General features: G+C 73.1%; 17 protein-coding genes. 9 read left to right on the top strand and 8 right to left on the bottom strand.

Annotated elements, in window-relative coordinates:
* Positions 1-7 precede the first annotated feature (7 nt).
* The 5 genes from LO772_RS34285 to LO772_RS34265 all read left to right on the top strand — a co-directional run bounded on the left by LO772_RS34285 (position 8) and on the right by LO772_RS34265 (position 4,929).
* Positions 8-661: a TetR/AcrR family transcriptional regulator gene (locus LO772_RS34285; protein ID WP_231775937.1), complete on the top strand. Its 654-nt coding sequence runs from the start codon at positions 8-10 to the stop codon at positions 659-661.
* Positions 662-823: 162 nt separating this feature from the next.
* On the top strand, positions 824-1,513 hold the full coding sequence (locus tag LO772_RS34280; protein WP_231775936.1) for a DsbA family oxidoreductase: 690 nt from the start codon (positions 824-826) through the stop codon (positions 1,511-1,513).
* Positions 1,514-1,672: 159 nt separating this feature from the next.
* A complete protein-coding gene (locus tag LO772_RS34275; protein ID WP_231775935.1) occupies positions 1,673-3,334 on the top strand; it encodes an FAD-binding oxidoreductase in 1,662 nt (553 codons plus the stop codon).
* 34 nt (positions 3,335-3,368) lie between these two features.
* Positions 3,369-4,514 (top strand): acyl-CoA dehydrogenase family protein, encoded by a 1,146-nt coding sequence (locus LO772_RS34270; protein ID WP_231775934.1) that lies wholly within the window; start codon positions 3,369-3,371, stop codon positions 4,512-4,514.
* A 76-nt stretch (positions 4,515-4,590) separates the two neighbouring features.
* Complete coding sequence (locus LO772_RS34265) at positions 4,591-4,929, top strand: antibiotic biosynthesis monooxygenase (RefSeq protein ID WP_231775933.1); 339 nt, start codon at positions 4,591-4,593, stop codon at positions 4,927-4,929.
* A gap of 158 nt (positions 4,930-5,087) precedes the next feature.
* On the opposite strand, the gene LO772_RS34260 is transcribed toward LO772_RS34265, so the two are convergent.
* From LO772_RS34260 to LO772_RS34235, 6 genes are all read right to left on the bottom strand, one after another.
* On the bottom strand, positions 5,088-6,125 hold the full coding sequence (locus LO772_RS34260) for an LLM class flavin-dependent oxidoreductase (protein WP_231775932.1): 1,038 nt from the start codon (positions 6,123-6,125) through the stop codon (positions 5,088-5,090).
* Positions 6,126-6,186: 61 nt separating this feature from the next.
* Positions 6,187-6,921, bottom strand: coding sequence for an SDR family NAD(P)-dependent oxidoreductase (locus LO772_RS34255; RefSeq protein ID WP_231775931.1), 735 nt, complete (start codon positions 6,919-6,921; stop codon positions 6,187-6,189).
* 141 nt (positions 6,922-7,062) lie between these two features.
* Positions 7,063-10,866, bottom strand: coding sequence for a protein kinase domain-containing protein (locus LO772_RS34250; RefSeq protein WP_231775930.1), 3,804 nt, complete (start codon positions 10,864-10,866; stop codon positions 7,063-7,065).
* Positions 10,867-11,133: 267 nt separating this feature from the next.
* Complete coding sequence (locus LO772_RS34245; protein ID WP_231775929.1) at positions 11,134-12,162, bottom strand: NAD(P)H-dependent amine dehydrogenase family protein; 1,029 nt, start codon at positions 12,160-12,162, stop codon at positions 11,134-11,136.
* Between the two features lie 126 nt (positions 12,163-12,288).
* Positions 12,289-12,759 (bottom strand): CBS domain-containing protein, encoded by a 471-nt coding sequence (locus LO772_RS34240; RefSeq protein WP_231775928.1) that lies wholly within the window; start codon positions 12,757-12,759, stop codon positions 12,289-12,291.
* Positions 12,760-12,819: 60 nt separating this feature from the next.
* Entirely contained in the window at positions 12,820-14,841 is a 2,022-nt protein-coding gene (locus LO772_RS34235) for a molybdopterin-containing oxidoreductase family protein (protein WP_231775927.1), read from the bottom strand.
* A 207-nt stretch (positions 14,842-15,048) separates the two neighbouring features.
* On the opposite strand from LO772_RS34235, the gene LO772_RS34230 reads away from it, so the two are divergent.
* Complete coding sequence (locus LO772_RS34230; RefSeq protein ID WP_231775926.1) at positions 15,049-15,645, top strand: TetR/AcrR family transcriptional regulator; 597 nt, start codon at positions 15,049-15,051, stop codon at positions 15,643-15,645.
* Between the two features lie 148 nt (positions 15,646-15,793).
* On the opposite strand, the gene LO772_RS34225 is transcribed toward LO772_RS34230, so the two are convergent.
* On the bottom strand, positions 15,794-16,123 hold the full coding sequence (locus LO772_RS34225) for a DUF4286 family protein (RefSeq protein WP_231775925.1): 330 nt from the start codon (positions 16,121-16,123) through the stop codon (positions 15,794-15,796).
* Positions 16,124-16,220: 97 nt separating this feature from the next.
* Positions 16,221-16,841 carry a TetR/AcrR family transcriptional regulator gene (locus LO772_RS34220; RefSeq protein WP_231775924.1) on the bottom strand — a complete coding sequence of 207 codons (621 nt, stop codon included), beginning with the start codon at positions 16,839-16,841 and terminating at the stop codon, positions 16,221-16,223.
* 144 nt (positions 16,842-16,985) lie between these two features.
* Between LO772_RS34220 and LO772_RS34215 the strand changes: the two genes are divergently transcribed.
* From LO772_RS34215 to LO772_RS34205, 3 genes are read left to right on the top strand one after another with little or no spacing between them, the layout of a single operon-like run.
* Complete coding sequence (locus tag LO772_RS34215) at positions 16,986-17,510, top strand: gamma carbonic anhydrase family protein (protein WP_231775923.1); 525 nt, start codon at positions 16,986-16,988, stop codon at positions 17,508-17,510.
* A complete protein-coding gene (locus LO772_RS34210) occupies positions 17,507-18,754 on the top strand; it encodes a CaiB/BaiF CoA transferase family protein (protein WP_231775922.1) in 1,248 nt (415 codons plus the stop codon). The genes LO772_RS34215 and LO772_RS34210 overlap by 4 nt, the downstream gene beginning before the upstream one ends.
* Entirely contained in the window at positions 18,751-19,053 is a 303-nt protein-coding gene (locus LO772_RS34205) for a hypothetical protein (protein WP_231775921.1), read from the top strand. The genes LO772_RS34210 and LO772_RS34205 overlap by 4 nt, the downstream gene beginning before the upstream one ends.
* Positions 19,054-19,112: the final 59 nt, after the last annotated feature.

The raw sequence follows: 19,112 nt of genomic DNA, 5'->3' as shown, positions 1-19,112 counted from the left end.
TTGGGTCATGGCTCGAAACCCCACACCCGGCGGTCGCCGCTCCGAAGCGGACCGCAACGACCACATCGTCCTCACCGCCGCGCGCGATGTCTTCATCGAGCAGGGGTGGGACGCCCCCATCTCCGCCGTGTCGAAGCGCTCCGGCCTCGGTATGGGCAGCATCTACCGCAGATACGCGAGCAAGGACGAGCTGTTCGCCGCGATGTTCGCGGCGTGTATGGACGAGGCCGCCGACGAGGCGCTGACCGCACTGGCCGAGGAACCCGACGGCTGGTCCGCACTGCGCCGCCTGATGCGCGCGATGCTGCACTCCGGCGTCGGCTCGCTTTTCGCGCAGGTGGCCGAGCACGAGCAGGCCCGGGCCGCGTTCCGCGACTCCGGCGGCAGCCTGCGCGCCGCGATAGACCGGATCGTCGCCGACGCCCGACGCGACGGAGCCCTGCGCCGCGAGGTCACGTCGGCGGACATCTGTCTCGCCCTCCGCCACGTCAAGCCCCCTCACGGACCGGACGTCAAGCGCGAGCGCCAGCTCCAACTGCGTTACCTGGAGGTCCTGCTCGACGGCCTCGCCGAGCCGGGCAGCGGCACCGCCGACCGGGCCTCCCGCGAACTGCCGGGCCCCGGCCCGCAATGGGACGACCTGGCGTCCGGCAAGGCCTAGGAGAAGGGCCCACCGGTTCCCGGTGCGCCGGGAACCGCAAGCCTTTTCGCCGCGCACCGGGCGGCGGGCTTGACGTGGCTCTCCCGACTGAGGAGTCTGATCGGAGCTGAGCGCTCCGATCCAATCATTCCGCTGCTGTGAATCGCGACCGAGGAGACCGAGATGCCCGAGATGACCGTCGAAATCTGGTCCGACGTCGTCTGCCCCTGGTGTGCCATCGGGCGGAGGCGCCTGGAAGCCGCACTGGACGAGTTCCCGCACCGCGACAGCGTCGAGGTGATCCTGCGCGCCTACGAACTCGACCCCGGCGCGACCGTCGACGGCGTCGAGACGCTGCCCGAGTCGATGGTCCGGCGGGGTGGCGGCACCCTCGACCGCGCCCTCGCCCGCGCGGGCCAGGTCGAGGAACTCGCCGCGGCCGACGGCCTGGAGTTCTGCTTCGCCCAGGCCCGGCCCGTCAACACCTTCGACGCCCACCGTCTCCTGCACCACGCGCTGCACCGGGGCGGCCCCGATACCCAGCGCACGCTGCTGGAACTGCTCACCGCCGCGTACGCCCGCGAGGGGCGCAACATCGCCGACCACGAGACCCTGCTCGAACTCGCGGGCGAGGCCGGGCTGGACACCGGCGAGGCCGCCGGTGTGCTGGCCGGCGACGAGCACGCCGACTCCGTCCGCGACGACGTGCGCCGAGGGCTGAGCATCGGACTCAGCGGGGTCCCCTTCGTGGTCGTCGACGGCCGCGTCGGCGTCGCCGGCGCCCAGCCCCGCGAGACGTACGCGTCCGCCCTCTCCCACGCGTGGACCACCCGGTCGCACCGCACCGACGAGGACCGTGCCGCGACGCCCTGAACGACGGCGCGGCGGCAGGCGGCGTCCGGCCTCTCCCGATGGACCCCGGCTCCAGCGCCCGTGCAGCGCCGCACGACCGGACAACGGCAGCGTGATCCGCACCCCGCGGGGCCGTCGGACGGCCGGTCCGGCCCCCGAGAAGCGAAGGAGTGCCACGGAATGGCATCGCACGTACGACCGACGCGCAGAGGGCTGATCGCGGCAGTCGGCGCGGCCGGCATCACCGCCGGCCTCGGCGGCCGGGCCACCGCCGCACCGGCGGCGACCGGGCAGGCCGGCTCGCACCGCGCGTCGTTCGGCCCGTTCACCGTCGGTCCCGACGACCCGCGCTACGCCGAGCTGACCACGGGCGTCAACCAGCGCTGGGTCGGCCGCCCGGACGCCGTACGGCTCCCCGGCACCACCGCGCACGTCGTCCAGGCGGTCCAGGACGCCGTCCGCACCGGCCGCCGCATCTCGGTGCGCGGCGGCGGCCACTGCCTCGCCGACTTCGTCTACCACCCGGACGTGCGGGTGGTCATCGACATGTCCGGCATGCACGCCGTCGGGTGGGACGCGGACATGGGCGCGTTCATGGTCGAGGCCGGCGCCACGCTGCTCAACGTGTACGACACGCTCTACAAGGGCTGGGGCGTCACCATCCCGGGCGGCCTGTGCTACTCGGTCGGTGTCGGCGGCCACGTGCAGGGCGGCGGCTTCGGCCTGCTCTCGCGGCGGCACGGGCTCACCGTCGACCATCTGCACGCGGTCGAGGTGGTCACGGTCGACGCCGGCGGCACCGCCCGCGCCGTCGTCGCCACCCGCGACCCGCGCGACCCCAACCACGACCTGTGGTGGGGGCACACGGGAGGAGGAGGCGGCAACTTCGGCGTCGTGACGCGCTATTGGTTCCGCTCCCCCGGCGCCCGGGGCTCCGACCCCCGGGCGCTGCTGCCCGTCCCGCCGCGCGAAGTCCTCGTCCACGTCATGGCGTTGCCGTGGTCGGACCTCGACGAGGCCGGTTTCACGCGGTTCGTCGGCAACGTCGGCCGGTGGTACGAGGCCAACCGCGATCCCGAGTCGCCGTACACCGGGCTCAGCGGCTCGATCACCCTCAGCCACAAGTCGGCGGGGACGGTCAACATCGTCACGCAGATCGACGCCGACCGCCCCGACGCCGAACGCATGCTGGGCGACTACCTGAACGCCCTCACCGACGGCGTCGGCGCCCCGGCCCGCACCCCGGCGGACGCCACCGCGCCCCTCGTCAAACCCCGCCGCCTGCCCTGGCTGCGCGCGACCCGCTACCTCGGCACCGTCTCCCCCGACGTCACCGCGCCGGTGCAGCGCAGCGCCCACCACAGCACCCACATGCGCACCGGCGTCCCCGACGAGCACGTCGCGAAGATGTACCGGCACCTGACCCTCGACGGCTACACCAACCGCACCTCGATGGTCGTCGTCAACTTCATGGGCGGCCGGGTCGACGCGGTCGCCCCGACCGACACCGCCACCTTCCAGCGCGACAGCATCTTCAAGCTCCTCTACCAGAGCGTGTGGCAGGACCCCGCCGAGGACGCCCTGCACACCGCCTGGGCCCGGGACTTCTACCGCGACGTGTACGCCGCCACGGGCGGCGTCCCCGTCCCGGGCGAGGCCACGAACGGCTGCTACATCAACTACCCCGACACCGCCGCCGGGGACGCCGACTCCAATACCTCGGGGGTGCCCTGGGCGTCCCTCTACTACGGCGGCAACCTGCCCAGGCTCCGGCAGGTCAAGGCACGCCACGACCCGCGCGGGATCTTCCGGCACGCGCAATCCATCCCCACCGGCGGCTGACCGCCGCTACCGGCCCACGCACCGAGGAGGCCACGTGACCGAACGGGTCGCAGCCCCACGTACCGTGCCCTCGTCGATCCGCGAAGCGGCTTTGCTGGCCGCGCGGTTCGCGGACCGGCACGAGCAGGAAGGAACCCTCGCACCCGAGGTGGCCGAAGCCCTGGTCGCCGCCGGGTTCGCCCGCCACTTCGTCCCCACCGCGTACGGCGGCCGGGCCGGCACCTTCACCGAGATGCTGCACGCGGTCGAAGCGGTCGCCGAGTCGTGCACCTCCGCCGGCTGGTGCGCGTCCCTGACCGCCTCCGCCGGACGCATGGCCGCCCACCTGCCGAAGGAGGGCCGCGACGACGTCTGGGAGAACGGCCCCGACACGGTGCTCGTCGGCGGCCTGATACCGGTCGGACGCGCCAAACCCGAGCCCGGCGGCTGGCGCGTCCACGGGCGCTGGCCCAACATCAGCGCCGTCGAGTACTCGGACTGGGCCCTGGTCTGCGCGGTCGCCCCCACGAGCGCTACGGACGGCGAACGGCCCGCCGAGGCACGGTTCTTCGCGGTGCCGCGCGCCGCGTACCGAATAGAGAGGACATGGGACAGCGTCGGGATGTGCGGTACGGGCAGCCACACGCTCGTCCTGGACGAGACCGCGGTGCCCGCGCACCGGTCCTTCGCGCGCGACGACCTCATGGCCGGGGTGCGATCCTCCGCCGAGGAGACCGCCGCGTGCCACAGCGTGCCGATCAAGGCCGTCAACGGCCTGGGGTTCGCGGCCCCCGCGCTCGGGGCGATCACCGCGGCCCTGGACACGGGTTGGACCCAGGCCTGGGAACGCGGCAGGCCGACCGTCGGTGCCGAGGCGCCCGCGTCCCTCGTGGGGCTCGCCCGGGCCGCGGGAGAGGCGGATGCGGCCCGGCTGCTCCTGGAACGGGTCGCGGCCACCGCGGACCGGGGGACGCTGACCGCCGCGGAAACCGCACGTGCCGGACGCGACTGCGCGGTCGCGGCCGACTTGCTCGTGAGCGCGGCGGGGCGTGTCCTTCGTGCCGGCGGAACACGTGCCCAGGCCCATGCCAACCGCATCCAGCGGTCGTGGCGCGACATCAACACCCTGGCGTCCCACACGATGCTGCGCTTCGAAACGGCGGTGGCCGACTACGCGCGCGTCGCGGGTCGGCCGTCGTGACCGGCCGCCACGGGATCACCGGCGCAAACCGGTGATCCGAGCAACCCATCCACCGGAATCATCTGGAGGGGCACCCATGCCCGATACCTCCCGTCCCGATGTCGGCTTCGTGGCCACCGCGGTCTTTCACGTCCCGGGACGCGAACAGGCCCAGCAGGTCGTCGAGTTGCTGATACGCGGCAACCAGGGGCCGATAGAGAACCGCGGCGAGGGCTTCCTGTCCGCGACCTTCCACATCAGCTCCGACGGCACCCGCGTGTTCAACTACGCGCAGTGGACCAGCGAAGAGGTCTACATGCGCGACTTCGCGAACCACCCCGGCAAGGAAGTCATGCGCAAGGAACTGGCGAGGATCGAAGGCGTCGAAGGCCCCTTCTTCACCGCCTACACCCCGGTGCACACGGTCCTGCCGTAGGGCGCGCCCGTCTCGTCGCGCCCCGGGCCCGTCGGCACGGCGGTGCCCGACGGGCCCGGGCTCCGGGCCGCGACCGGGCCGACCGGAAGGAGAGGAAGGGACCGGGGAGGGGCGAGCCCGGGCCGAGGCTCCTTTTCGGCCCCGGCCCATCCGGTCCGCTACCCGGCCACCCCGGAGCGTTCGAGGGCTTCGGCGGCGGTGCGGAGGACGGCGAGGCGCGACTCCGGGGTGGTGGCGGTGACCGGGAGCAGGATGTTGAGGAGGGTCACGCCGGCTTCGGCGTAGGCGCGCATGCCCTCGGCGATGCGCGCGGTGTCGCCGAGCAGCGAGGTCTGGTCGACGAGGTCGGTGGGGATCGCGGCGGCGGCGCCGGGCAGGTCGCCGGCGTGCACGCGGTCGTGGACGCGGCCGACCTGCTCCGCGTAGCCCAGGCGCCCGGCGAGCGCGTGGAAGAAGTTGCGCTCCTTGGCCCCCAGGCCGATGAACCGGGCGAGGAACGGGCGTACGGCGTTCGCGGCGGTGTCCGGATCGGGAGCGGGGACGACCGGGACGCTCGCGACGACCTCGAAGCCGTCGAGTCCGTCGTGGCCGGCCTCCTTGCGGCCCTCGCGCAGCAGCGCCAGCGAGGCGGGCAGGGTCAGCGGCGACGCGAGGGCGCCGATCCACCCGTCGGCGATCTCGCCCGCGAGCCGCACATTGCGCGTGCCGACCGCGGCGAGCAGCAGCGGCACGGGGACCGGGAACCGCTCCGCGAGCAGCCGGAGCGGTTCCGCCGCGTGTCCGGTGGGCGGCAGCCGGTAGTGCTCGCCCGCGAAGTCCACGGCCTGGCCGGCCAGCGCGGCGCGCACGATGGCGAAGTACTCCCGGGTGCGTTCCAGCGGCCGGTCGAAGGGCACGCCGTACCAGCCCTCCGACACGTCGGGGTTGGAGACGCCGAGGCCGAGACGGAACCGTCCGCCGGACACCGTGTCCAGGGTCGCGGCGGTGAGCGCGGCGAGGCCGGGGGCGCGCGCGGGGATCTGCATGACCCCCGACAGCAGGGCCACCCTTTCGGTCCGGCCCGCGACGAGGCCGAGCACCGAGGCGGCGTCGCCGCGGTGGCCCTCGGGGGCCACGACGGCCGCGTAACCGAGGCCTTCGGCGGCCTGGGCCGTTCCGACGGCGTCGTCGAGAGGAAGGTTGACGGCGAGTTGCATCGGTCGACTCCAGTCTGTGCGGTCCGGTGGAAGGCGGTGCCGTGGAACGTGCGAGGGGTGGTCAGCGCAGGTGTGCGCCGCCGTCCACCAGCACCACTTCGCCGGTGGTGTACGGGAATTCGACGAGGCCCCACACGGCGTCGGCCACGTCGTCCGTCGTACCGACGCGGCGGAGCGGTGCCAGCGCGGCGACCTGCTCGCGGATCGGGGCGAACGCCTCGCCGGCCGTCCACGGGGTGTCGACGAGGCCCGGGGCGACCGCGTTGACGCGGACCTCCGGGCCGAGCACTCCCGCGAGCAGGCGCGTCATGTGGTTGACGGCGGCCTTGCTCACCGCGTACGGGATCGAGCTGCCGGCCGGGCGCACACCCGCGATCGACGAGATGTTGACGATGGTGCCGCCGCCGTCCCGGGCCAGGTGCGGGGCCGCGGCGGTCGAGACCAGCCACGTGCCGATCACGTTGACCCCGAGGATGTCGCGCCACAGCTCCGGCGTCGCGCCCGCGAAGTCGTGGTGGGCCACGAAGCGGCTGACCCCGGCGTTGTTGACGACGACATCGAGCCGCCCGTAGTGCTCGACCGCGGCGTCGACGAGTGCGCGGGCGCCTTCGTCGTCGGCGATGTCGGCCTGGAGGTAGAGCGCGTCGGGCAGTTCGGCGGCGAGCTGCTTGCCCGCGTCCGCCGACCGCACCGAATTCACCACCACCCGGTGCCCGGCCGCGGCGGCGCGCCGTGCGACCGCCGCGCCGATCCCGGACGACGAACCAGTGACCAGGGTGACAGGTGCCGTGACCATGGGACTCCTCACGCCGACTCGACCGCAACGAGCCTCACCCGCCCCACTCGACGCGCCCTCGGCGGCGACTGGAGCCCAGGTCGAACGGGCGGCGGCCTCCTCCGGCGCTCCGGCGGGGGCGCGGCGCCGGGCATACCCGGTTCACGCGCTCCGGTACGTGATCGCGCGGCGCCGCGTCCGCGCGGTGCGTCCCGGTGTCGCCCCCGGCGCGGCGGCCTTCGCGGGTGTTCCGTGGCCCGCCGTCGCGGAGGGTGTCGGGGAGGCGTGCGGGTGGGGGCAGATGGGCTGGGTGGGGATGCGGACCGGGAGGCTGTCGCGTTCGTCGGCGGTGAAGGAGCGGTTGCCGATGATGCCGCACAGGTCGTCGTGCCAGGCGTCGGGGTCGAGGACGAGGGTGGCGCCCATGCCGTTGGGGGCGCTGTAGGAGAGGACGCCGCCGTCCTTGGAGGCGCTGACGAAGGAGAAGGGGTCCTGGTCGGTGCTGTTGTCGGGCATGCCGAAGTCGTAGGAGTCCGTGTACGTTTGGCGGCCGACCTCGTAGATGCGGACCGCGTCGTTGGCGCCGACCATGTAGTGGCCTTCGTCGTCGATGAACTGCGCGATCCACGTGCTGGTGGCCGTGGGGGCGATGCCGGGCAGGGGGCCCAGTTCCTTCCGCAGCGGGTCGCGGCGCCACAGTTCGAGGACGGCGCCCTGCCGCAGCAGCGCGAAGTACCGTCCGCTGGGGTCGAATTGGACGCTGATCGCGTCGGTGACGCCGGTGTCCACCGACATCGCGGTGCGGCCGGTGGCCAGGTCGACGATGCGGATCGCGGGGTCGCCGTGGATCACGACGGATATCTGGTCCTCCCCGGTGTGGGGGCCGGCGCTCCACACCGGTTCGCGCGCCCTGTCCCGGGGGAGGAGCGTGCCGACGTCGAACGACGCGAGCAGGGCGCCGGTTCCGGTGTCCCACTGCTGGACGAGCGTGCCGGAGACGGTCACCAGGCGGCTCGTCCGGTCGAAGGAGTAGCTGTAGTCCACCGCGTCCCGGCTCGCGTCCGGTGGCATGGCCGTGGTGAGGCGTGCCGTCGTCCGCAGGTCCGTCGTGTCGCGCACCACCACGACGTTCGGGCCCTCGCGGACCGCGACGAGGGTGTGCTCCCGGTTGACCCGGAGCGGATCGGAGCCGGACCAGGCGGCGCCGGGGCCGGGTGCCTGGGCGACCAGGCGGCTGTCGTCGACGGTGCGGACCTGGAGGCTGCCGTCGGTGAGGAGCGTGACGGTCCGGCTGCCGTCGCCGAGGATGATCTGGTCGCGGGAGTCAAGGATGCCCTCGTGCTCCGGGACTTCGGAGTACTCGATCCGGCTGCCGGTGTGACCGGCCAGGAGCAGCCGTCCGTCGGCGGCCGAGACCAGTTGGACGGCCGGCGTGTAGTCGTCCGCCGTCGGGTGCCGGGTGAGCAGCGTGCCTTGGTCCGTGTCGACGATCGCCATCTTGTGCAGGGGTTCCTCGACGAGGATGTGGCGCCCGGTCGTGTCCGCCCCGCGCAGGTGGCACCCGTCGGAGCGGCGGTACGGCCGCCCCTGCTCGGCGCCGTCGGCGACGCGGCGCAGCACGAAGACCGACCGCCTGTCTCCGTCCCCCGTGTCCTCCAGGCGGCAGAGCGCGGCGGCGGTGCGGTCCCCGGAGAGCACGACGTCCTGGTTCACGGGTTCGACGACGGTCCTGGTCACGCCCATCGCGACGTCCACGGCGGCCACGCCGACCTTGGTGCCGTCGACCGTGCGCAGCAGCAGCGTCCCGCGGTCGGGGCCGAACCGGACGCCGGAGAACGAGGGGATCCGCTCGGGCGCGGTCCACGAGCCCGCGAGGGTTCCGGCGTCCAGGTCCCACCAGACCACGCGCTCCCCCACCTGTGCCGCGACGCGTGTGCCGTCCTGTGAGATGTCGACGGCGTCGGGTCCGTCGCCGTCGTCCGGCGTCAGCCCGGGCAGGGGCGGCAGCCGACGGACCGCGCCGGCGGGGTCGGCGGCCGACGGGTCGACGGGGAACCAGCCGGCGTCGCCGTCCACGGTGACGAAGGCCGCCCGGCGTCCGTCCGGGGAGACCACCGTGTGGGTCACGTAGCCCAGGTCGATGGGGCGGGTGCGCACCCGGTCGGAGAGGGCGCCGGTGAACAGCGTCGTCCGGCCCTGTGTGGTGCGGGCGATCACCACGTCGCCGTCCCGGCTCATGTCGAAGTCGGCGATCGTACCGAGGAGTCCGGACAGCACGCGGGTGTTCCCGAAGAGATCGATGTACTGCCGCAGCATCTGGTTGCGTGCCTCTTTCGTCGGCGAGGTCTGGTACCCCGCCATCGCGAGCATCGCGGCCTGGACCGGGTCGAGTCCCGTGGTGTCCTGCGCGGCCTGGGCCAGTGCCCGGGAGTCGGCCGCCGCCCGGCGGTCCCTCGCCTCCTCGCGTGTGGCGGTGAACAGCGCCGCGAGGAGCAGGGCGACGACGACCAGGACGGCCAGAAACGCGCCGAGCAGCGCCCGGCGGCGGCTGAGGCGGCGGACGTGGCGGGCTCCCGCGTCGAGGTAGTCGCGCTCGGTGCGGTTGAGGGCGAGGTGGCGTCGGCCCGTCGCGGCCCAGTCCCGCGCGCGGTCCAGCGCCGTGCCGTGCAACAGGTCGGCGTTCTTGCGGCCGTGTCTGTCCCACGCCCGGGAGTCCTCGGCCAGGCGCAGGTGGACGCCCAGGCCGTCGCGTTCGGCGTCCACCCAGGCCCGCAGGCGGGGCCAGGCCCGGATGAGCGCGGCGCTGGACAACGCGACCGCGTCGCCGTCCCACACCACGATTCCGGCGCGGGCGAACGCCTCCAGGACGCGGTCCACCGCCGACTCGGGGGTGCGGTCGTCGGCGAACTCGGGCCTGCGGGCGGAGCGCAGCGTGTCCTCGGCGCGCTCGCCGGGCGCGACCAGGCGCAGCAGGACGGCGGAGACCGCCTCCTGGGCCTCGGGGTCGAGCCCGGTGAAGACCGCCTCGGCCACCTCGGCCCGGGATGGCTCGGCAGGTTCGCGGCGCGCGCCCAGCGCCGCCGACTTCACGGCGGCGAGCAGGTCGTCGCCGCCGGCCAGGGACAGGAGGAGTTCCTGCGACGTCGGCCGGCCGGCCGGGTCCTTCGACAGCGCCGCGGCGACCAGGGAGCGCAGCGGCTCCTCCAGCCGGGACGTGTCGGGGTGGTGGTCGGCGACCCGGCGGGCGAGTACGGCGGGGTTGGCGCCGTCGAAGGCGTGGCGCCCGGTGGCCGCGAACAGGATGACCGCGCCCCAGCCCCACACGTCGACCGCTCCGTCGCCCGGTGCGCCGCGGTAGCGCTCGGGGGCCATGTAGCGCAGGGTGCCCATCGGCAGGCCGGCGGAGGCGCTGCCCTCCAGGACCCGGGCGATGCCGAAGTCGATCACGCGCGGACCGTCGGGGGCCAGCAGGATGTTCTCCGGCTTGAGGTCCCGGTGGACGACCCCCGCCCGGTGGATCGCCACCAGCGCGGTGGCGACGCCGATCGCCAGGCGGCGCAACTCCTCGGGCCCGTACGGGACTCCGGATTCGACGGCGCGCCGCAGGTCGGAGCCCGCCACGTATTCGCTGACGACGAACGGGACCGAATTGTCGAGTTCGTCGTGCAGCACCTTGGCCGTGCAGAACGGCGCCACCCTGCGCCAAGCGCGGATCTCCCGGCGCAGGTTCTCCCGGTCGGCGTCGCCCACGCCGTGCAGGGCCTTCACGGCGACCCGCGTGCCGTCGGGGCCGTAGGCCTCGTACACGACGCCCTGACCGCCGGCCCCGAGCCGGCCGTCGAGGTAGAAGGCGCCGAGTTGCCGGGGGTCGCCCGGGAGCAGGCGTTCCGACGAACCGGCGCCCGGCGTCGGCACGTTGGCGTCCTCGGGGCCGGACTGGTTCCCGGTGGTGTCGCCCCAGGTCATCGCGACGCCGTCCCGCGGGCCGTGCGCGGCTGTGTGCCCGCCGAGGTTGCCCGGTTGTGCGGGTCGGGGTGCGGGACGCCGTCCCGATGGTGTGTGGTCGCGGTCATGGAGGGACTTTGGCAGGAGCCCTCGCCCGCATCAACGCCCGCCCCCGACACGGTTGTTGTGCGTGATGCCGCGACGCCCGGGCCGACGGGCCCGGGCAGGCGTCATCCGGAGGCGGGCGCGGGGACGGCGGTCGGCCGCATACGCCCCGCGCCCGCGGCGTCACATCGGGCGGACCAGGCCGCGCGGCCGGACCACGCCCAGGTCGAGTTGGGTCACGAAGCCGGGTGCCGCGGAACAGACGGCCGGGATGGCGGTCAGGCCCGCGAAGGCGGTGAGGCTGCCGCCGTCGCGGCTGTCGTCGAGGGTCAGTTCGAGGGACGGTTCGCCGTCGATGGTGACGCGGTAGCGGACGTCGCCGTGGTTCCAGTCCGGTTCGACGTTCTCGTGTCCCACGACCCAGATGGTGTGGAAGGTGATGAACGGCTTGCCGCCGGTCAGCGCCGACCATTCGTAGTGCTGGCCCGCGACGGTGCCGGCGGGGATGTCGCCGTTCGGGTGCGGGATGTCCTTTTGGGCGACGGCGAATTTCGTCTCGGACGACAACCCGTCGATCGTTTTGCCCAGGCCCTCCGCGATGACGGCCATGGACTGGGCGAAGTGGTGGATCGTCTCCGCCGGACGGCTGGGGTTCGCCGCGATTTCCTCGGGATCACGGCCGAAGCCCATGCGGTGCATCCAGGGCGACGGATGCGCCAGGAAGTCGACCAGTTCGTAGACGTGCACGTGGTCGACGCGGCCGGTGAGCCTCGCGAGGGTGAGCGGCAGGATGTCGCCGGCGAATCCGGGGTGGATACCGGAGCCGTGGAACGAGACGCCGCCCTCTCGGCACGCCGCCTCGATCTTCTCGACGTCCTCCCGGACGTAGTCCGTGGGGTAGAACGGGCCGACCGGGGAGACGACGTTCTTCCCGGAGCGCAGGAGGCGGCAGACCATGTCGATGTCGGGGACGAGCGGGGCGAAATGGACGCAGTCGGCGTCCAGCGCGAGGATCGCTTCCGCGTCGTCGGTCGCGGCAAGGCCGACCTCGGCGATTCCGGCGAGTTCCCCCGCGTCTTTCCCGACCTTGTCGGGATTGGTGACGAACACACCGACCAGGTCCATGGCGGGGTTCTCCACCATGTGCCGGATGGACGCCCGGCCGATGTTCCCGGTCGCCCATTGCACGACACGATGGACTTTGTCGGTCATCGAGGGTTCTCCTTGCGTGGGTTCACGATGGTGGGGGCGGGGGTGGGGGTGGGGGTGGGGTGCAGGGGGCGGGTGCGGGTGGGGGTGCGCGGTGTGGGGGTGTGCGCGGGTGCGGGTGCCGTCGCGTCACGCGGGGCGCGGGGCGCACGCGCGGCGTTCGTCGGCGCGGGCCCGGATGTCGGTGTCGGAGCAGAACCCGAGGCCGGAGCGCTTGAGGCACAGCAGGCCGAGGAGTCTGCCGCGGTCGTCGACCACGGCGAGGCGGCGCCGCCGGGTGTCCGTCATCGAACGCCAGGCGGCCTCCAGGTCGGCGTCCGGTCCGATGACGCGGCCGTGCAGGCGGCCGATCAGGCGGGCCGGCAGGTCGGCGGGCCCGGCGTCGAGGTCGGGGCGTTCGACGACGGCGACCAGGTCCGCGCCGTCGGTGATCAGGACGGCGTGGACGTGGTCGTTATGGAGGACGGCCCGTGCGTCGGCCACCGTGCTCCGCGGACCGCAGACCTTGGGGGCGCGGATCATCGCGTCGGCCACCGTCCGGCCGGGGATGTCACGGGGCGGAGCGGTTCCGGGCCCGGACGGCGGGCGAGGGTCGGCCATGGTGTTCCTTGTTCCTGGCAGGGTTCCCGGCGGGGTGCGCGGCGGGCCGGGGCGGGTGTCTCATCCTCGCGGCTCGGGTGCGGGCTCTGCCGGGTGAATTGTGACCGGGATGCCGGAATAGTGGGCCATTCCCGTGACCAGGTCGATGTCGTCTTTGTCGGTGAGCCGGTTGACGTTGGCGCCCTGGTGCCCGTGCGGCACGGAGACCGCGCCGCGGCGGATCGCCGGGTCGGCCTTGGCGACGCCGGTCAACTGTCCGGTGGCGCTGCGGACGACGAGCGGTTGTGCGTCGAGGACGCCCGCAGCCGCGGCGTCGTCGGGGTGGACGAGGATGAGCGGCGGTTCGCCCAGGTAACCGAACTGCGAGTTGAGCTGCCGCTTCTGCCGGCGCGGCACCATGACGAGCGGGGCCGTGTCGGCGAGCGCGGCCAGCTGGTCGACGAGGATGCGGGGGGCGAGGCGCCAGCCGCCGACGCGTTCGATGTGCCGGTCGACCCACGGTGCCGGGAACTCGCGTTCGACCTCGGCCCAGCCGTCCGCCATCACCTGCTCGTACGGACGCCGCCCGGACGACGAGATCCGCGCGAGCCGTTCGTCGTCGCCGATGTCGGGCCCGGCGGGGTCGATGTCGTACCCCATGTGGCGGCCCATCTCGGAGATGACCCACCACGTGGAGCGGCGGTCGCCGACCGGCGCGACGATCGCGGGGGTGTGCTGCGCATTGATGCGCGGGCTCAGGAAGTCCCACAGCGACACGTCGGCCCGCTCCAACTGGTCCTTGGTGGGCAGGACGTGCGTCGACAGCGCGGTGGTCTCGTTCTCGATGATCTCGATGGTCGCGAAGACCTCGAGCTTCTTGAGCGCGGGAATCAGCCTTTCCGTGTCCGGGAACGCGGTGACCATGTGGCCGCCGAGGTTCAGCACGGCCCGGATGTTGCCGGCGTCGATCTCGTCGGGGAGCACCGCGCACGGCCATTCGCCCAGGAACGACTGGGTCTCCGGGCGGCTGCGCGGGCCGGGCCCGAACGAGCCCTCCGCGGGCGACACGGGCAGCTCGGTGTCTTCGAGCCGGTAGCCGAAGCCGGGGTGGAACCAGAAACCGCCGGGCCGGTTCATCGAACCCGTGATGGCCATCAGCGCCCACGTGAGCCACACCGTGACGTTCGCGCTCGCCGACATCGTGACACCGGTCCCGGTCCCGATCGCGACGCGCCCGGCCCGCCGCACCCCTTCGAGCAGGCGCACCAGCTGCTCCTCGGGGACGTCGGCCACCTCGGCGGCGCGGGCGAGCGTGTACGGCTCGACCGCCGCGGCGAGCACGTCGCAGTCCTGCGTGTGCCGGGCGATGAAGTCGCGGTCGGCGCCGTCGCGGAGGATCTCGCGGACGAGGTACGCGAGAACCGCGAAGTCCATGCCCGGGCGCGCCGCGATGTGGTGGCCGGCCAGGCGGGCGGTCTCGGTGTGGCGCGGGTCGATGACCCAGATCTCCGCGTGCTCCCGCACCTCGCGCAGGTGCCCGGTCGGGTTGGGCATCGCGACGGTGTGGCCGTGCGAGACGACGGGGTTGCTGCCGACGTACAGCATGAACGCGGCGTTGCCGTCGTCGGGCCGACCGCTCAGTGCCACGGCTCCGCCGACCAGGTCGGCCACCAGGGACTTGGCGGTGCCGTCGATGGTGAGCGGGCTGAACTTGGCGGGCGTCCCGATGGCCGCGTAGAGGGCCTGGGCCATGCGGTAGCCGGCGGCGTCCATGCCGATGCCGCTGCCGAAGAACACGCCGACCGATTCCGGGCCGTACCGGTCGATGATGTCGCGGACGCGCGTCCCCAGGTCGCCGAGGACCGCGTCCCAGGTGCTCGGCGCGACGGCACCGTCGACCTTCATCATCGGACGTTCGATCCGGTCCGGGTGGTGGTGCATCCGCGGCAGGCCCCGGCCCTTCGGACACGTGTAGCCCTGCGACAGCGGGTGGTCGCGGTCGCCGCGGACCTTGAGCACGTCGTCGCCGTCGACGTCGACGAGGATGCCGCAGACCGACGTACAGATGCGGCAGAAGCTTCGGACCGTGCGCACCGTGGTCATCGAAGTCTCCTCTCGGGCGGGGATGCGGGCCGGATGACGCACCCGAGATGTTAAACGATCGGCTAGGGAACTTCTAGACGATCGTTTAAGAGAATCGCGCTGTGGTGCCCTCCGACCGGCGCCCCGCGGCGACCCCGGCGGCACACCGGCCGACGCGCGTGTCCGACGCGCGACCACCGTGGCGCGGGCGTTGCTAGGCTCCTGCGAATGGCCCCCAAGGACACCGCGGGAAGCGCGCGGGAGCGGATGCGCAGCGCCGCTTTGAGCTTGTTCTCCCTGCACGGCGTCAACGGCACGTCCCTGCAGATGATCGCCGACGAGATCGGCGTCACCAAGGCCGCGGTGTACTACCACTTCCCCACCAAGGAAGACCTCGTCCACGCGGTCATCACGCCCTACAGCGCGCAACTCGCCTCGCTGGTCGAGGCGGCCGAAGGGCATCGGCGGCGCGCGGACCGGACCGAGGCGATCCTGGCGGGCCTGGTGGGCCTGGTGGTCGGCAACCGCCATCTCAACTCCGCGCTGCTCGCCGACCCGGTGATCGTGCGCGTCCTGCACGCCCGGTCGGACATGCGGGACCTGGACCGGCGCATCACCGCCCTCCTCGTCGGGCCCGCCCCCGACAGCCTGGCCCTCACCGCGGCCGTCATGGTCAGCAGCGCCCTCACGCTCGCCCCCGTCGACCCCCGGCTCACCGACCTCGACGACGCCACCCTGCGCCACAACCTCCTGACCACGGCCCGCCACCTCCTGAAGCTCCGGGCCCCCGCGTCCCGGACGGCCCGACCGGCCCGCACGGCCTGACGGGGCACGCGGCCCGGCCGGGACAGTCCTGGGGGTGCGACGACGGCCGGACTCCGGCCGCACCGCGGGCCAGCGGCCCGCGGCGTGGTGGGTGCCGGCGGTCGGGCGTCGCGCGGGAGCCGCGGCGGCCCCGGGAGGCGAAGCGGGATTACGCCTGGTCGGGCGCGTACTCGCCGATGGTGCGCAGGATGCGGAATCGCGACGGCGGGTCCTTGCGGATGCTGTCGGACATGTGAATGTCCCCGTTGACGGCGGCGGCGGAGATCGCGGCGCGCACGCCGTCCAGGTCGTCGGCCTCCAGCTCGTAGACGGTCACGTAGGTCATCTCGCCTGCCGCGCCCGCGAAACGGCGGGCCGAGACGACGCCCTCGACCGCGCACATCTCCGGCAGGTGCACCTCGTCGTACCACTGGTTGAACTCCGCCTCGCGTTCGGGGGAACACGGGCTGTTCTCCACCAGGAAGATCCCCTTGGCCATGTCGACTCCGTTCACCGTGCGTGGATGCGTGGTCGTGGTCCGGCGGGCCGCCGTCGCGGTCGCGCGCCTTGTCCCGTGCGGGAGTTCGCGGCGACCGTCACGGCTGTCCGCCGGATCCGAGCGACGCCGAGAGAAACGCGTCGGCCCGGGTGCAGGTGGCGACGACCTCGTCGAAGCAGCCGACAAGGGACGGGCGTTCCTCGGCGAAGTAGACGAGCGCGGCGGTCGCGAACCAGCCCAGCGCCATCCTGGTCAGCGCGTGCAGTTCGAGGGCCGAATGGACCGGCCCCGGGCGCTCCTTGAGGACGGCGACGATGCTCTGCTCGAACTCGCGTGTGCCCAGCGAGAATTGCTCGTGCGCGAGGCGCGGCTCGGTGGCGACGACGGCGCGGATCCGCGCGACCAGGTGGTCCTCGTACCCGCGTTCGGCCGACTCCCGGAAGAGCGCGTGCAGGCTGATGAGCGGCGGCTCGTCGGAGGGGCGTTCGCGCAGGCGCCGGATCGCGGCGTCGCGCCGGACGACCAAGTGGTCGAACAGCACCGCCTCTTTGGACGGGAAGTGGTGGAAGACCGTGCGGCGGCCGACGCGGGCCGCCGCCGCGATCTGGTCGATCGTCGTCTCCGCGAAGCCCTGGCTGCCGAACAGCTCGAAGGCCGCGTCGGCGATCCGCGCGCGCTTGGCCAGGGGGTCGCGCTCGCGCGCCGGAGTCTGCGCCATGGGCGGTGAGTGTACCGGCCGGTACACAAACGGCCGCGGCCCCATCCGGTTTCGTTGACCCGTCGATGGCTATGGCACTAGTGTCATAACCGCTCAGGAACGCCGTTCCCCCGCACTCTCCCTTCGTGCGCCCAAGGAGTTCGTGTGATCACGCTTGCGTACCAAGGCAAAAGCCCGCGCGTCGCGCCGTCCGCCCTGGTCGCCGACAACGTCTACCTGATCGGCGACGTCGAGATCGGCGAGGAGTGCTCGATCTGGCCCGGTGTGGTGATCCGTTCGGACACCACGCCGATCAGGATCGGCAACAACGTGCACATCGAGGACAACTCCGTCCTCCACACCGGCACGGTCATCGAGGACAACGTCATGATCGGCCACAACTGCACCATCGAGGGCTTCATCGGACACGACTCGCTCGTCGGCAACACCGCCGCCCTGATGCCGTACGCCCGCCTCGGCGCCTTCAGCACCCTCGCGGCCGGATCCGTCATGCTGGACGGATCGGAGATCCCCGACTACTGCTTCGCGGTCGGGTCACCGGCCAAGGTCCACTCCAAGATCGACCCCGACAACCCCGCACACCGCGCCCGGACCGTCGGCGTGTACCTGCACGGCATGCGCCAACTCGCGGACGACTACCGCGCCCAGGGCATCTGGGGGCGCGCGTGAGCCCGGCGGCCGGCCCGCTGGAGGGCGTGCGGGTCGTCGACTGGACGATCTGGCAGCAGGGACCGGTCGCCGGGGCCATGCTCGGCGACCTGGGTGCCGACGTGATCAAGATCGAGGAGCGCCGCGGCGGCGACTCCGGGCGCGCGATGCTCGCCTTCCCCGACACCGGCGCGTCCCCGTACTTCGAGGTCAACAACCGCAACAAGCGCAGTATCGCGGTCGACCTGAAGAAGCCCGAGGGCGTCGCGCTCGTCCGCGGCCTCGCGAGCACCGCCGACGTGTTCCTCCAGAACTTCCGGCCCCCGGTCGCCGAAGGCCTCGGCCTGGACTACGCGACGCTGCGTGCCGACAACCCGCGCCTCGTCTACGCGTCGGCAAGCGCGTTCGGCCCCCGCGGCCCCGAACGCTCGGCCCGCGCCTACGACTTCCTCGGCCAGGCGCGCTCCGGCCTGCTGCTGCGGCCCGGCGACGAGGAGTTGGGACCGCCGGCCGACGGCGGGCTCGCCGACCAGATGGGCGCCATCATGCTCGCGTACGGCGTCCTCGCCGCGCTGGTCGCCCGCGAGCGCCACGGCGTCGGCCAACAGGTGGACACCTCCCTGCTCGGCAGCATGCTCGCGCTGCGCGGCCTGCCCCTGGCCCTGTCACTCATGACGCAGGACGGCCGCCGGGCGCAGTCGCCGTTCGCGAAACACTCCGCCGGCGCCCCGGTCGGCCGCGAGAACCCCGGCAACCCGCTGTGGAACCACTACCGCTGCGCGGGCGGCGGGTGGATCGCGATGGCCATGGTCCAGTCCGACCCGCACTGGGCCAATCTCCTGCACGCCCTCGGCCGCCCCGAGGCGCTGACCGGCGACCCGCGCTTCGCCGACCACGTCAGCCGGTGCGAGAACGCCCGGGCCTGCGTCGCCGTACTGGACGGGATCTTCGCGACGGCGCCGCGCGACGCGTGGCTCGAACGGCTCCTCGCCCACGGCGACATGCCGATCACCGCGGTGAACACCACTGAGGACGTCGCCGACGACCCCCAGGCCGTCGCCAACGAGTACGTCACCTGGTTCGACCACCCCGCCCTCGGCCGCGTCCGCATGCCCGGATTCCCCGTCACACTGTCGGAAACCCCCGCACGCATCCGCCGCCAGGCACCGGAGTTCGGCGAGCACACCGAGGACATCCTCCTCAACGACCTCGGCCTGACCTGGGAGGACATCACCGGGCTCCGCGACCGGGAGGTCATCCTGTGACCCGCCTCGAACCGGGCACGCGCCTCCGCAGCGCCACGTGCAGCGTCGAGATCCTGGTGACCCACGCCGGAACCGGCACGCTGACGTGCGGCAGCCGCCCCATGCTCACCGCCGGCGACGACACCCCCGGCTCCCCGCCGCACCACGCCCCCGACGACCGCACCCTCCTCGGCAAGCGCTACCGCGCCTCCGGGGGCACCCTCCAGGTCCTGTGCCTGCGCCAAGGCCCCGGCGCACTCGAACTCGACGGCACCCCCTTGGAGTTGCTGAAACCCAGGACCCTCCCAGCTTCGGACTGAACGGGGGCCGCGGTGCCGATGGGCGTGACGGGAGCCGATGGGGAGCGAACAAGAGCGAG

It is taken from the genome of Yinghuangia sp. ASG 101 (assembly GCF_021165735.1).
Classification (GTDB): domain Bacteria; phylum Actinomycetota; class Actinomycetes; order Streptomycetales; family Streptomycetaceae; genus Yinghuangia.
This window is presented reverse-complemented; position numbering and strand designations above follow the sequence as displayed.

Coding starts and splice junctions, on each gene's coding strand:
- LO772_RS34285 (WP_231775937.1), top strand. CDS start 8: ATGGCTCGAAACCCCACACCCGGCGGTCGCCGCTCCGAAGCGGACCGC.
- LO772_RS34280 (WP_231775936.1), top strand. CDS start 824: ATGCCCGAGATGACCGTCGAAATCTGGTCCGACGTCGTCTGCCCCTGG.
- LO772_RS34275 (WP_231775935.1), top strand. CDS start 1,673: ATGGCATCGCACGTACGACCGACGCGCAGAGGGCTGATCGCGGCAGTC.
- LO772_RS34265 (WP_231775933.1), top strand. CDS start 4,591: ATGCCCGATACCTCCCGTCCCGATGTCGGCTTCGTGGCCACCGCGGTC.
- LO772_RS34260 (WP_231775932.1), bottom strand. CDS start 6,125: ATGCAACTCGCCGTCAACCTTCCTCTCGACGACGCCGTCGGAACGGCC.
- LO772_RS34255 (WP_231775931.1), bottom strand. CDS start 6,921: ATGGTCACGGCACCTGTCACCCTGGTCACTGGTTCGTCGTCCGGGATC.
- LO772_RS34250 (WP_231775930.1), bottom strand. CDS start 10,866: ATGACCTGGGGCGACACCACCGGGAACCAGTCCGGCCCCGAGGACGCC.
- LO772_RS34245 (WP_231775929.1), bottom strand. CDS start 12,162: ATGACCGACAAAGTCCATCGTGTCGTGCAATGGGCGACCGGGAACATC.
- LO772_RS34240 (WP_231775928.1), bottom strand. CDS start 12,759: ATGGCCGACCCTCGCCCGCCGTCCGGGCCCGGAACCGCTCCGCCCCGT.
- LO772_RS34235 (WP_231775927.1), bottom strand. CDS start 14,841: ATGACCACGGTGCGCACGGTCCGAAGCTTCTGCCGCATCTGTACGTCG.
- LO772_RS34230 (WP_231775926.1), top strand. CDS start 15,049: ATGGCCCCCAAGGACACCGCGGGAAGCGCGCGGGAGCGGATGCGCAGC.
- LO772_RS34225 (WP_231775925.1), bottom strand. CDS start 16,123: ATGGCCAAGGGGATCTTCCTGGTGGAGAACAGCCCGTGTTCCCCCGAA.
- LO772_RS34220 (WP_231775924.1), bottom strand. CDS start 16,841: ATGGCGCAGACTCCGGCGCGCGAGCGCGACCCCCTGGCCAAGCGCGCG.